Raw genomic sequence first — 13,261 nt, forward strand, 5'->3', positions numbered from 1 at the left:
CCCAGCGCGCCGTCGACGGCGCGGTGGTCGGTCGACAGCGTCACCGACATCACGGTGGCGATCTTGATCTCGCCGTTCTTGACCACCGCCCGCTCCTCGCCGGCGCCGACCGCCAGGATGGTCGCATGCGGCGGGTTGATGACCGCGGCAAAATCCTTGATGCCGAACATGCCGAGGTTGGACACCGCAGTGGTGCCGCCCTGATACTCTTCCGGCTTCAGCTTGCGGCTGCGCGCACGGCTGGCCAGGTCCTTCATCTCGTTGGAGATGGCGGACAGCGTCTTTTCGTCGGCCTTGCGGATAATCGGTGTGATCAGCCCGCCCGGGATCGACACGGCAACGCCGACATCGGCATGCTTGTGCTTCACCATGGCGCTTTCGGTCCATGAGGCATTGGCATCCGGCACCGCCTTCAGTGCCATGGCCATCGCTTTGATGACCATGTCGTTGACCGACAGCTTGTAGGCTGGAGCGTCGCCCTTATCGGTCTTCTTCACCGGGGCTGCCGCATTGATCTGCGTGCGCAGCGCCAGCAGCGCATCGAGTTCGCAATCGAGCGTCAGGTAGAAATGCGGGATGGTGGTCTTGGCTTCGACCAGGCGCCGCGCGATGGTCTTGCGCATATTGTCATGCGGGACGAGGTCGTAGGAGCCCTGTTCGAACAGACGCAGCACGTCCCCCTCCCCCTTGAGGGGAGGGTGGCCGGCCACAGGCCGGTCGGGTGGGGTCGCTTCGACCGGTGTCGGCGCCAGGGCGGTGCTGAATTGGGCGGCGCCTCCTGAGGCGACCCCCTCCGTCCGCTTCGCGGACACCTCCCCCTCGAGGAGGGAGGAAAGTGCGGCGTCGATATCGGCTTTTACAACACGGCCGTATGGGCCTGTGCCGGATACGGTTGAGAGGTTCAGGCCAGCCTCGCGGGCTAGGCGCCTGGCCAAAGGTGTTGCGCGGGCTTTCCCCTCCCCCTCGAGGGGAGGGTGGCCGGCCGCAGGCCGGTCGGGTGAGGTCGGTTCGACTGGGCTCGACGGTACAGGGGTGCCTCCTGAGGCAACCCCCTCTGTCGACTTGGTCGACGTCTCCCCCTCGAGGGGGGAGATTGGCGCATAGCTTTCATCGTCGGCATAAATCCATGCAACAGCTGCACCGACCGCAATATCGACACCTTCCTTGCCGGTGACGTCGCGCAGCACGCCGCTGGCCGGCGCGTCGATCTCCATCGCCGCCTTGTCGGTCTCGATCTCGAACAGCACATCGCCCTTCTTGACGTGCGCGCCTTCCTCGGCGAACCAACGCGAGATCTGTCCGGTCGCCATGTCCATGTCGACCTTGGGAAGAATGACTTCGGTCGGCATTTCTCAGCGAACCCCTTTCACGAGGTCACGCGCAGCGGTGATGATGTCGGGAATTTGCGGCACCGTCGCCTTCTCGAGCTCCGGATTATAGGGGATCGGCGTTTCAGCGCCGCCCAGCCGCACGATCGGCGCATCGAGATAATCGAACGCTTCGCTCTCGGCGATCATGGCGCTGACCTCGGCGCCGATGCCCAGCGTCTTGACCGCTTCGTAGACGCATAGCAGCCGCGACGTCTTCTTGACACTGTCGATGACGGTCTGCTTGTCCATCGGCCGGATGGTGCGGAGATCGACGACTTCGACGTCGATGCCTTCGCTCTCCAGCGCGGCAGCCGCGTCGAGCGCCTTCTGCACCATGATCGAGGTGGCGACGATGGTCAGGTCGCGGCCCTCGCGGCGGATATCTGCCTTGCCGATCGGCACGGTGTAATAGCCTTCGGGCACCGGTCCCTTCATCTTGTAGAGCAGCTTGTGCTCGAAGATCATGACCGGATCGGGATCGGCGACCGCCGCCAACAGCATACCCTTGGCATCATAGGGGGTCGCCGGCTGGATGACTTTCAGACCCGGCACATGGCCGAGCCAGGCTTCCAGGCTCTGGCTGTGCTGAGCCGCCGCACCGGTGCCGGAACCGGCGGGAAAGCGCATCACCACGGGAACTGAAACCTCGCCGCCCAGCATGAAGCGCATCTTGGCCGCCTGGTTGACGATCTGCTCCATGGCAAGCGTGGCGAAGTCGGAAAACTGGAACTCGAAGATCGGCCGCATGCCCGTGAGGGCAGCGCCCACCGCGACGCCCGCGCCGCCCAATTCCGAAATCGGCGTGTCGATGACGCGGTCAGCGCCGTAACGTTCGACCAGGTCGCCGGTGACCTGGAAGGCGCCGCCATAGACACCGATATCCTCGCCCATCAGGAAAACGCGTTCGTCCATGTCCATGGCGATCGCCATGGCTTCCTGGATCGCCTGGGCGTAGCTCAGTTCACGCACCATCGCGTCCATCACGCCTGCTCCGTATACACGTAATTTCCGGTCTCGCTGATATCGGGCGATGGGCTCGCCTTGGCGAACTCGATGCCCTCGGCGATCTCTTGCGCCACGGCATCGCGAATGGCCTCGATGCCCTTGTCGTCGATGAAGCCGAATTCCCTGAGCTCGCTTTCGAACAGGGTGATCGGATCGCGGTTCGACATCCAGTCCTCGATCTCTTCCTTGGTACGATAGCGGTTGCGGTCGCTCTTGGAATGGCCGCGATGGCGGTAGGTCTTGGACTCGATCAGCGTCGGCCCCTCGCCGGCGCGGGCTCGGGCGATAGCCTGATGAGACGCCTCGGCGACCTCGGAGAAGATGTTGCCGTTGACGATGACGCCCGGCATCGAATAGGCGGCGGCGCGCTCGGCGATGTTCTTGACCGCGGTCGAGCGGGCTGTCGATGTGGACATGCCGTAGCCATTGTTCTCGCAGACGAAAATGACGGGCAGCTTCCAGACCGCCGCCATGTTGAGCGCCTCGTGGAAAGCGCCTTCATTGTTGGCGCCATCGCCGAAGAACGAGACCACGACCTTGCCGGTCTTCATCATCTTGGAGGACAATGCCGCCCCGACGGCGATCGGGATGCCGCCGCCGACGATGCCATTGGCGCCGAGATTGCCCTTGCCGACATCGGCGATGTGCATCGAGCCGCCACGGCCCTTGCAATAGCCTGTGGTCTTGCCGAAGAACTCGGCGAACATGCGCTTGACCTCGGCACCCTTGGCAATGCAGTGGCCATGACCGCGATGCGTCGAGGTGATCTGGTCATCCTCGGCAAGCGGCATGCAGATGCCCATGGCGCTGGCTTCCTGGCCGATCGACAAATGCATGGTGCCGTGGATGAGACCGCGCGTGTAGCACTCCTCCGCGCCCTCTTCGAAGCGGCGGATCAGGTACATCTTGTGGAGCACCTCCCTGAGCTGCTCGGCGCTGTACTGGCGGTAGACGAAGGGCAGATTGGCGCGACTGTCAGTGACGGCTTTGCTGGCTGTGGCCATGATCACGCTCCCACGGACCCATAGACGAGCTTGTCCTGGCGGGCGCGCAGTTCGGCGATCTTGGAGCCCGCCGCGGGCGCTGCATTCGCGTAGGTTATGAGCTCGCCCTTCTTGATCGGCGCGGTGACCGAGCCGCCCTGCAGCAGGCCGCAGGGAATGGCCTTGGCGGCGCGCGCCTCCGGCGTCGTCATGATCCAGGCGCGGTAGCAATATTCACCGATCGCATCGAGCTTCTCGCCGGGCTTCATGTCCTTCTTGGCCACGGCGGCGACTTCGGCCACCGGTTTGGCCAGCGGCACCATGTCGGCCTTGCCGTAGAGCACGACGCGCGCGCAGGTCAGCGGCACTTCGAGCGAGGTCAGGTGATAGGGACGATGGAAAGTGAAATACGGGCCTTTGCCCATCTTCAAATCTTCCATGCGCTCGGAGATGCGCGGATGCGACATGTCGGCAACGACGAAGACGCCGGGCGCGACACCCTTGCCGATCGAATAGTCGACGACGCCGACCCTCGACAGCACGCCGCCATCCTTCTGCGGCACCAGCACCTTGGACAGTTCGCCAAGCGTGGCCGCCGGGCCATGCATGCCGGCCTTGTCTGGAACCAGGCCGGTGGCATTGGCGATCGCCGCCATCTCGACCATGGTCTTGGAGCCGTCGACGAATTCGACCAGCATCCGCACATTCATGTGCCGGCGCTTGGCTTCCTCCTCATAGTCTGGGGGAATGGCGTCGATGTTGAGCGGGTTGTTCTTGCCCTTGCCGGCGGCAACGATCGGATGCCCCATGGCCGAAACGAACTCGATCAGCTCCATGCAGGAGGACGGCTCATCGCCGGCGCCCAGCGAATAGGTGACGCCGAGCCGGTCGGCCTCGCTCTTCAGATAGGCGCCGATGGTGACGTCGGCCTCGACATTCATCATCACCAGATGCTTGCCATGTTCCATGGCGCGCAGCCCGATCTCGGCGCCGACGGCGGGAACCCCGGTGGCGTCGATGACGACGTCGATCAGATCATTGTTGATGACAAGGCTGGCATCGTTGGTGACCGCCACCTTGCCGGCTTCCATCGCCGCCGTCATCGCCGACGCGTTCGACACCTCGCGCGCATGCCCGGTTTCCTGGAAGGCGATATCGACGGCCTTGCTGGCGGCAGGCAGGTTCAGTTCGGAAATGGCGCCGATCTCGATGCCCGACATATGGGCGACACGAGTGACGATGTCAGTTCCCATCTCGCCCGAGCCGATCAGGCCGATGCGGATAGGCTTGCCCGACTTGGCGCGTTCCTCGAGATCGCGGGCAAGGCCCGTCAACGAAACATTGGAAGCCATACCGCTCGTTCCTCCCATAATGCAGGCTTGTTCGATTGCCTGACGGGTATTGAACATCTGTATTTCTGTCAAGACTAATGTCCAGATTGTCGTGCTTAAAACCACTTTCCAGGCAGCCCGAACCATGGACGAAAACGAAGCCGCGAACCGCACGGCGCGCGAAGACAGGTTCGCTCGCAGGCGGAGCCAGCGCGGAACGCTTTTTTGCGATTACGGCCGGTCGTGAAATAAAAGTACCGAAATATTAGATTGTAAAATTTATCTTTCACAGCGTGTTCTCGCGTGCTAGCGTCGCGTCATGAACTGGAAATGAACTGCGCTTCCTGGGGTGGCCTTTTCCGGTCTGTTCCAAATAGGTCTGCCAAGGGACGTTGCGGCCGATGAAGATGAAAACGCCTGGCGAGAAGACTGTTTCCGGTGAGACCGAGGTGGCCAGCGCGCTGGAAGCCAGGTTGCGCGAGGGCTGGCTGGAGTTCGCGCGGACCGAGCAGGCAATCGCGCGATACCTGCTCGCCAACATCCATGACATTCCCTTTGAAACTGGCGCCACCATTGCCGCCGGCGCCGGCGTAAGCGAGGCAAGCGTTACCCGTTTCGTGCGGCGTCTCGGCTACACCGACCTCAAGGAAATGAAGCGTGGCCTGCGCTCCGCACCGAAAGCCGCTGGCCCGGGCCTGGACAGTGCCGAGTTGCGTTTCCGCATCGGCGGCGAAAAGCAGGAACGATTGGCTCGCAGCCTGGAGATGGAGCAGCAGGCCTTGACCGCGGCTTATGGCCTTGCCCAGGGCGAGATATGGTCCGAAATCGTTCATCTGCTGAGCACCTGCGATCGCGTGAACTGCGTCAGCTTCCAAGCCGTGAAGGGACTGGGGCTCGATTTCGCGACGCGTCTGCGCTGGGTGAGGAGCGATGTCCGCTTTGCCGAAGGTTTGGGCGGCACGTTCTCAGAAATCCTCACCGATAGCGGCGAAAATTCTTGCGTGCTGCTGATCGACACGGCGGAATACGCAGCGATGAGCTTTCGGCTGTGCGCCCAGATCAAGCGCCGAAAGATTCCTCTGATCATCGTTACCGACAAATACAGTCATTGGGCATCTGAATACACAAAACTGGCGCTCGAAGTATCGACGCGCGTCGACCTGTACTGGGATTCGACGGCCGCCATAAGTTCGGTTCTGAACCTCCTCACGCATTCCGTTGCCGAGAAACTTGGCAAATCGGCCGAGACGCGGATGAACGAGCTGGAGGATATCGCCGGGATCCTGCGAACCTTCCACAAACCGCCACGGCGCGTCGCACGGCACATCAAAGAGGAAGAAGGCGAAGAATGACGATGCATCACCCGTTGCTGAAACCGTGGACAGTCAGGGCAGGCGCATGAAGTTGACGGAATACGCCGCCTATGACGGCGTCGGTCTGGCCGAGCTCCTACGCAATCGGGAAGTTACGCCGCGCGAACTGGGCAACTGCATCCTTTCAGGGATCGCCGCGGTCAATCCGCAGCTCAATGCCGTGATCGAAACCTATGCCGATGCGATCGAGGGGCTGGGCGACGTTCCCGGACCCGCACCTTTCCACGGCATGCCGACATTGACCAAGGATTTCCCTATCGAAGCCGGCCGGCCGGGAGAGTTTGGCAGCGTTCTCGCCAAGGGTTTCATCTGCGGCGAGGATCACGCCTTCTGGGCGAAAATGCGATCCGGCGGCCTTGCCAATATCGGGCGTACCACCACGTCGGAATTCGGCATAGCGGCGGCAACCGAATCCTCTCTCTATGGTGCGACACGCAACCCCTGGGATACCAGCAGGGGTGTTTCGGGATCGAGCGGCGGCGCAGCCGCGGCCGTTGCCGCCGGCATCGTTCCCGTCGCGCAAGGCGCCGACGGTGGCGGCTCCATTCGCACCCCCGCCGCCTTTTGCGGGGTCGTCGGCCTGAAGCCGTCCCGTGGACGGATCAGCGGCGCGCCGGAATCGAATGCGCCAATGCTGGGTCTCGCCATTTCATTCATGCTGACACGCTCGATCCGCGACACGGCGGCTTTGCTTGATCTGGGTTCTGGTGCGCTTCCCGGCGACAGCTATGAGATCGTCCCTCCGACCACCAGCTATGCCCAGGCGATCAAGACGCCACCCAAGGCTTTGCGCATTGCCCTGTGCACAACGTCCTGGTCCGGCTATCCGCTCGACCCCGAGGTGAAGGCGGCAGTCCTCGAAGTGGGCAAGAGGCTGGAGCAACTGGGCCACAAGGTCGTCGAAGCCGGGCCTGTGTTCGATTATGAGCGCTATCTGGCGGCACAGAAAGTGATCTGGGCAGCTTCTACGGCGCAGTCGCTCGACGAGTTGGCGGGCCTGCTGCGGCGGCCGATCGATGAAGACAGCCTGCAGCAGACGACACTTGCCGTCTACCGCCATGGCCGAACGCTCGATGCGGCAAGCCTGATCGCGGCTCTCGCGGTGTATGACCGGATCACGCGGACGGTTGGCGAATTCCTGGCCGTCCATGACGTGCTGGTGACGCCGACTTGCGCGATCTCGCCGGAGTTGCTCGGCACGTACGACCCGGATCGTCCTGGCCGCGACATCGACACGGTGTTCGCCGATCTGGCGCCGAAGGAGACGTTCAGCGCGCTCTTCAACGGCACCGGATCGCCGGCGATATCCCTGCCGCTCGGCTGGACGCAAAACGGCCTGCCGATCGGAGTGCAGTTTGTCGCCGCGTTCGGACGCGACGATCTGCTGCTGCGGTTGGGTGCGGTGCTTGAAGCCGACTACGCCTGGCACCAGCGCAAACCACCTACCCACATCACCAAGACTGCTTGAACCAACAACGACTGCTTGAACCAACAAGCATGGAACCGCCCCGGGAACATCATCAACGAAAATGGGAGATTGTCATGGACCGCAGAGTATTCCTCAAAAGTGCGGCGTTTGCCGGCTTCAGCATCGCGACGTTGCCGGCCACATTGCTTCGAGCCAATGCTGACGGCAGCAAGATACTGCGTATGGCCTATGGAGCCGAGGTTCTCACCCTGGACCCGATCAAAACCACTTACGGAGCCGATATCCTCATCCAGGGCATGATGTATGCACGCCTGCTGCATGCCAATGCCGATCGCACTGAAGTCGGCCCGGGCCTTGCCGAGAGCTGGGACATCGCGGATGACGGCAAGACCTATACCTTCCACCTGCGCGAGGCCAAATTTTCCGATGGGTCGCCGATCACGGCCGAGGACGTGGCGTTCAGCTGGAACCGCATGCGCTTCCAGAAGGATTCCGCCTATGCGGCGCCGTTCCAGCCCCTGACCAAGATCGAGGCAAAGGACGCCAGGACAGTGGTGATGACGCTCGATCGCAAATTCACGCCCTTCCTGACGCTGACCGAAATCTGGAATACCGGCATTGTGCCGAAGGCAGCGGTCGAGAAAATGGGCGACGACGCTTTCGCCAAGGCGCCGGTCACATCAGGGCCGTTCAAATTCGTCGAATTGAAGCCGGGAGACCGCGTGGTCCTTGGCCGCAACGAGCACTATTACCGCCAAGGCGAGCCCAAGATCGACGGCGTCGAATTCCGCTATGTCCCGGACGACAACACCAGGGTCTCGATGTTCCAGGCGGGCGAGCTCGATGTCTGCCTAGGAGTTCCGGCCCCGCGCATGGCCGAGTTGAAGGCCGCCGGCTTCCGCGCCGACCCTGAACCTTCGAGCACCACTTATGACATGCTGATCAACCATTCGGCAGAACCCTTCAACGACCTCAAATTCCGCCAGGCCGTCAGCTACGGCATCGACCGCACCGCCATCAATGCCGCGGTGACGCTGGGTCTCGGCACGCCGGCCAGTTCCATCATGAGCCCGACACTCGATTTCTTCGACAAATCGCTGCCAGTCATTGCCCGAGACGTCGAAAAGGCCAAGGCCCTGTTGGCTGAATCCGGCAAGACCGGAGCCAGTTTCGAACTCATTCAGAATGCCGGAAGTGCCGACGAGGAAAAGGCGGCGGTGCTGATCCAGGCGCAGTTGGCGGAAGTCGGCATCACCGTCAACATTGCCAAGATCGATTCAACCCAGGCATGGACCCGCCTCGCCGATGGCGAGTACCAGGCGGAAATGAACTGGTGGTACAACGAGACGCGAGATCCCGACAACGCATTGCGCTGGTGCGTCTGGGGCGCGGGCGACAACAAGTCCTACTACACCCGCTACAACAACGAAACGGTCGACAAACTGATCGATGAAGCCTCGGGCGAGGCGGACAATGCCAAACGGGCCGAGCTCTATGCCCAGATCCAGAAGACCGTGGTGGACGAGGTGGCGCAGGTGGCGCTCTATCACCCGACGTGGCTCAACGCCTATGCTCCGAGCGTGAGAGGGTTGGTCCTGAACGTCGGCCTGCAATTCTCGTCCATCGGCGGGACCAGCCTGGATTGATCGGCACAGGATGCGAGACGGGGACGAGATCTTCGTCCCCGTCTCGCATCGATTTGACACCAGGATCCCGACCCATGAATCGATTCTCCTTCGTGCTCAGGCGGCCGATACAGTTGATCCCCGTGCTGCTGGGTATCAGTGTGATCACCTTCCTGCTGCTGCAAATGACACCCGGCGATCCGGTTCGCCTCATGCTTGGCCCCAAGGCCAGTCAGGAGGCGATCGAATTCGTGCGGGCGCGATACGGTCTCGATCAGCCCATCCCCGTGCAGTATTTCTATTACGTGCTGAATTGCCTGCGCGGCGATTTCGGTCAGTCGATCGCCTTCCGGGGTCCCGTCAGCGGCGTCATCGCGGCACGGATCGCGCCAACGGTTTTCTTGATCCTCTATGGCCTCGTGATCTCGCTGCTGTTGACATTCGCGCTCGCGGTCACCGCTGCCCGGCAGCGCGGACGGTGGATCGATCACCTCATCCGTCTCGTCTGCGTCGCGGGCGTCGGCGTGCCGTCCTACTTTGTCGGCCTGCTGCTGATCATGGGCTTCTGCCTGCGGCTGAAGATCTTCCCCGTATCCGGTTACGGGCCGACCTTTTTCAACAATCTGTGGCATCTGTTCCTGCCGGCCCTGACGATCGGCATCGGGGTGACGCCGATCCTCGCGCGCAATCTGCGCGCGACCTTCATTCAGCAGATGGACAAGGATTACGCGATCGCCTGCCGCTCCAGGGGCCTGCCGGAAAGCTACATCTTTTCCCGGCATGTGTTCTGGAATTCCCTTTTGCCGACAGTCAATCTGCTGGGCGTCGTGGTCGCCTTCCTGATCGGCGGAACGGTCGTTGTCGAAAATGTCTTCAACATTCCAGGGCTCGGCAACCTGCTCATCCGCGGCGTTCTCACGCACGACCAGTTCGTCGTCCAGGCGGTGGCCCTGCTGCTTGCCGTAGGTGTCGTCATTTCGAATTTTGCCGTCGATGTCTTGACCGCCATTCTCGACCCACGGGTGGAATTATGAGCGATGTGATGCAGGGCAGCGGCTCCTTGGCCATGGCGCGTATCCGCACGATGCCGGCAACCTTGATCATTGGCGGCGCCATCACCTTGGCCTGGATCGTCGTGGCCATTTTGGCGCCGGTGCTGACCAGTTTCGACCCGATCAAGGTCGATGTGATGCAGGCGCTGAAACCACCTGGCGCCGAGCATTGGTTTGGCACCGACGCCATCGGCCGCGATGTCCTGGCGCGGACACTGTTTGCCGCACGCTACGATCTCGCCATGGCCTTCTTCGGCGTCGTCGGTCCGATCATCCTGGGGACGATCATCGGCCTTATCGCCGGCTATCTGGGTGGCCGGATCGATGCGGCGCTGATGCGCATCCTCGAGGTCACCGTATCATTTCCCTATTTCGTCCTCGTGATCGCCATCGTGGCCGTGCTGGGGCCCGGCCTCAAGAGCTACTTCATCTCGCTCACCTTGGTGAACTGGGTCAGCTATGCGCGACTTGTGCGGAGCCAGGCGCTGGTGCTGCGCGGCGTCGATTTCGTGCTGGCGGCACGTGGCATGGGTTTTGGGCATTTGCGCATCATGCTGTTCCACATCCTGCCGAATGCCATCGTCCCATCGATCGTCTTCGTCATGACCGATGCCGTGCTGGCCATCGTGCTCGGATCATCATTGGGTTTTCTCGGCCTCGGCGTACAACCGCCAACGCCCGAATGGGGCGCCATGATCGCGGACGGGCAGACCTACCTGACGACCGCATGGTGGATTGCGATCTTCCCAGGCATCGCCATCTGCCTTCTGGCGCTGGGCCTCTCGTTGACCGCTGATGGTCTCGCCCGCCTCCTGAACACGGAATCCTGAGATGAGCGACCTCGTCAGCGTCGAGAACCTCACCATCGACTTCGCCACCAATTTTGGCGACGTCCACGCCCTGCGCGGCGTCAGCTTTTCACTGAAAGCGGGAGAGGTCCTTGGGATCGTCGGTGAATCCGGATCGGGCAAGACGGTGGCCTGCAGAGCCATCCTCAAGCTGATTGCCGGCAACGCACTGGTGAAGTCGGGTCGGATCATGTTCGAGGGCAGCGATGTCCTCGCCATGAAGGATGCCGATCTGGGCCAGCTGCGTGGCGGGCAAGCGGCGATGATCTTCCAGAACCCGTCGACGCATCTTGATCCGATCATGACGGTCGGGCGTCAGGTGGGAGAAGCGATGGTGGTCCATCAGGGCGTATCCTGGCGGCAGGCCAATGCGCGGGCGGTCGGACTGCTCGAAGACATGCACATCAAGGACGCGCCAAGGCGCGCGGGCGCCTATCCTCACGAGCTATCCGGTGGCATGCGTCAGCGGGTGATGATTGCGGCGGCCCTTGCCTGCGAACCGAAACTGCTGATTGCCGACGAGCCCACGACGGCACTTGATGTCACGGTGCAAGCTCAGATACTCGACCTGCTCCGCGGCATCCGGCGTGAACGCAAGCTGTCGGTCATTCTGGTCTCTCACGACCTTGGCGTGATCGCGGAAATGTGCGACCGCGTCGTCGTCATGAAGGACGGCGCGGTGCTGGAAATCGGCTCGGTCGATCAGATCCTGCGTGACCCCGCCCATGAATACACGAAGCGCCTGATCGCTTCCCAACCCTCGCTGATGAAGCCGACCACGCATGCATGCCCCGTGGCGACGGAACCGCATCTCCTGGTGAAGAACCTGTGCGTGAACTTCTACCCAGGGCAGAGCCTTGCAGCCTGGGCGACACGCAAGCCGCCGCAGATCGTGCGCGCGGTCGACAATGTTTCGCTGGCATTGCGGCGCGGTGGGGCACTGGGGATCGTCGGCGAGTCCGGTTCCGGCAAGAGCACCATAGCCCGGGCCATTGCAGGCCTGGTGCAGCCGGAACAAGGAGAGATCGAGGTGGACGGCCAATCGCTCGATCGCGCGCTAAGGCAGCGCCGACCGGAGCAGGTTCGCAAACTGCAGATGGTGTTCCAGGACCCGTTCATGTCCCTCAACCCGGCGTTTACGGTTGCGCGAACTCTGGCCGAACCGCTGCGGCAACAGAACATCTGCCCGGAAAGAGACATCCCGGAGCGGATCCGCGAGCTGATGGAAAAAGTGGAATTGCCACGCCAGTTGCTGGACCGACGCACCACGCAGCTTTCCGGCGGCCAGCGGCAGCGCGTCGGCATCGCCAGAGCCCTGGCGCTGGAACCTGAGATATTGATCGCCGATGAAGTCACCTCCGCTCTGGACGTCACCATCCAGGCCCAGGTGCTCGGCCTCTTTGCGCGGCTGCGCCGCGAATTGTCGCTGACGCTGATCCTGATTTCCCATGATCTGGGCGTGGTGCGTTATCTCTGCGAGCACGTTGCGGTCATGCAGCACGGCAAGCTGGTTGAGTATGGCAATACGGAAGATGTCCTGGATCGTCCGCAGCAGGCCTATACGCGAGAGTTGATCGCCGCTATCCCGAAACTCTCGCGTCGAACGAGCAGCGGAATCCAACCAGGAGACACCCCGCTACTGGCCGCCGGAAGCAAATGCTGAGCCTTCGGGGCCGGGCTACTGTGCCGTCCAGCCGCCGTCCATCTGCAAGGTCGTGCCGGTGATCTGCCTGGCTGCGTCCGAACACAGGAACAGCGTCAACGCAGCAAGCTCATCGACGGTGACGAATTCCTTGGTCGGCTGGGCAGCGAGCAGCACATCGTGCTTGACCTGTTCCTCGGTCATGCCGCGCGCCTTCATGGTGTCGGGAATCTGCCTTTCGACCAGCGGGGTCCAGACATAGGGTGGGCGACGCCTATTTGGCGATCTCGAGCAGGGACGATACCAGAAGCTCTCGCTCATCTTTCGACAGGACATCCGAATCGAAGAGGTTCATGCTGCGCAATCCCTCGATGGCGAGATAGCAGATTAACAGCGATTTGAGATCCGGCGTCTCACCTTTCAGCCGCTCGAAAAGCTGCCTCTTGAAGGTCTTTATCGGCATCATGAAATCGGGATCCTCGGCGATGGCCGAGAAAATCCAGGACGCCGACGGCTGCTTTTCCTCGCAATCATTGGCTGACAGCCTGATGTAGACAGCCAGGGGATTTTCGTCCTTGTCATTTGTGCGGGCGGCTTCCAGTG

The 13,261-nt window shown here is 62.1% G+C and carries 10 protein-coding genes and 2 pseudogenes; 6 read left to right on the forward strand and 6 right to left on the reverse strand.

The annotated features are described in order from the left end of the window. The 4 genes from EN939_RS05070 to EN939_RS05085 form a co-directional block, all read right to left on the reverse strand. Positions 1-1,349 (reverse strand): dihydrolipoamide acetyltransferase family protein (locus tag EN939_RS05070; protein WP_164750883.1); only part of this gene is annotated, 1,349 nt, incomplete at its 3' end. A gap of 3 nt (positions 1,350-1,352) precedes the next feature. Next, positions 1,353-2,351, reverse strand: a complete 999-nt coding sequence (locus tag EN939_RS05075) for an alpha-ketoacid dehydrogenase subunit beta (protein WP_127267172.1) — start codon at positions 2,349-2,351, stop codon at positions 1,353-1,355. Continuing rightward, positions 2,351-3,379, reverse strand: a complete 1,029-nt coding sequence (locus EN939_RS05080; protein ID WP_127267165.1) for a thiamine pyrophosphate-dependent dehydrogenase E1 component subunit alpha — start codon at positions 3,377-3,379, stop codon at positions 2,351-2,353. The genes EN939_RS05075 and EN939_RS05080 overlap by 1 nt, the downstream gene beginning before the upstream one ends. Positions 3,380-3,381: 2 nt before the next feature. Then, a complete protein-coding gene (locus EN939_RS05085; protein WP_127267166.1) occupies positions 3,382-4,710 on the reverse strand; it encodes an NAD(P)H-dependent oxidoreductase in 1,329 nt (442 codons plus the stop codon). Between the two features lie 380 nt (positions 4,711-5,090). Here EN939_RS05085 and EN939_RS05090 point away from each other — a divergent pair, with 380 nt between their 5' ends. From EN939_RS05090 to EN939_RS05115, 6 genes are all read left to right on the forward strand, one after another. Next, positions 5,091-6,041, forward strand: a complete 951-nt coding sequence (locus EN939_RS05090; protein ID WP_127267167.1) for a MurR/RpiR family transcriptional regulator — start codon at positions 5,091-5,093, stop codon at positions 6,039-6,041. A gap of 46 nt (positions 6,042-6,087) precedes the next feature. Continuing rightward, positions 6,088-7,530, forward strand: coding sequence for an amidase (locus tag EN939_RS05095; protein WP_127267168.1), 1,443 nt, complete (start codon positions 6,088-6,090; stop codon positions 7,528-7,530). Positions 7,531-7,604: 74 nt separating this feature from the next. Continuing rightward, a complete protein-coding gene (locus tag EN939_RS05100) occupies positions 7,605-9,137 on the forward strand; it encodes an ABC transporter substrate-binding protein (protein ID WP_164749041.1) in 1,533 nt (510 codons plus the stop codon). A gap of 74 nt (positions 9,138-9,211) precedes the next feature. Next, positions 9,212-10,150 carry an ABC transporter permease gene (locus tag EN939_RS05105; RefSeq protein WP_127267170.1) on the forward strand — a complete coding sequence of 313 codons (939 nt, stop codon included), beginning with the start codon at positions 9,212-9,214 and terminating at the stop codon, positions 10,148-10,150. Continuing rightward, entirely contained in the window at positions 10,147-10,998 is an 852-nt protein-coding gene (locus EN939_RS05110) for an ABC transporter permease (protein ID WP_236383514.1), read from the forward strand. The genes EN939_RS05105 and EN939_RS05110 overlap by 4 nt, the downstream gene beginning before the upstream one ends. 1 nt (position 10,999) lies before the next feature. Then, positions 11,000-12,679, forward strand: a complete 1,680-nt coding sequence (locus EN939_RS05115) for a dipeptide ABC transporter ATP-binding protein (RefSeq protein WP_127267171.1) — start codon at positions 11,000-11,002, stop codon at positions 12,677-12,679. Positions 12,680-12,694: 15 nt separating this feature from the next. Here the strand turns inward: EN939_RS05115 and EN939_RS05120 are convergent. After that, positions 12,695-12,925: pseudogene (locus EN939_RS05120) on the reverse strand (SDR family oxidoreductase); the annotation flags it as partial. Positions 12,926-12,932: 7 nt separating this feature from the next. Then, a pseudogene (locus EN939_RS05125) lies at positions 12,933-13,261 on the reverse strand (TetR/AcrR family transcriptional regulator); the annotation flags it as partial.

Origin of the sequence: Mesorhizobium sp. M7A.F.Ca.CA.002.05.1.1, assembly GCF_003998335.1 — a bacterium.
Taxonomy (GTDB): domain Bacteria; phylum Pseudomonadota; class Alphaproteobacteria; order Rhizobiales; family Rhizobiaceae; genus Mesorhizobium.

Coding starts and splice junctions, on each gene's coding strand:
- EN939_RS05075 (WP_127267172.1), bottom strand. CDS start 2,351: ATGGACGCGATGGTGCGTGAACTGAGCTACGCCCAGGCGATCCAGGAA.
- EN939_RS05080 (WP_127267165.1), bottom strand. CDS start 3,379: ATGGCCACAGCCAGCAAAGCCGTCACTGACAGTCGCGCCAATCTGCCC.
- EN939_RS05085 (WP_127267166.1), bottom strand. CDS start 4,710: ATGGCTTCCAATGTTTCGTTGACGGGCCTTGCCCGCGATCTCGAGGAA.
- EN939_RS05090 (WP_127267167.1), top strand. CDS start 5,091: ATGAAGATGAAAACGCCTGGCGAGAAGACTGTTTCCGGTGAGACCGAG.
- EN939_RS05095 (WP_127267168.1), top strand. CDS start 6,088: ATGAAGTTGACGGAATACGCCGCCTATGACGGCGTCGGTCTGGCCGAG.
- EN939_RS05100 (WP_164749041.1), top strand. CDS start 7,605: ATGGACCGCAGAGTATTCCTCAAAAGTGCGGCGTTTGCCGGCTTCAGC.
- EN939_RS05105 (WP_127267170.1), top strand. CDS start 9,212: ATGAATCGATTCTCCTTCGTGCTCAGGCGGCCGATACAGTTGATCCCC.
- EN939_RS05110 (WP_236383514.1), top strand. CDS start 10,147: ATGAGCGATGTGATGCAGGGCAGCGGCTCCTTGGCCATGGCGCGTATC.
- EN939_RS05115 (WP_127267171.1), top strand. CDS start 11,000: ATGAGCGACCTCGTCAGCGTCGAGAACCTCACCATCGACTTCGCCACC.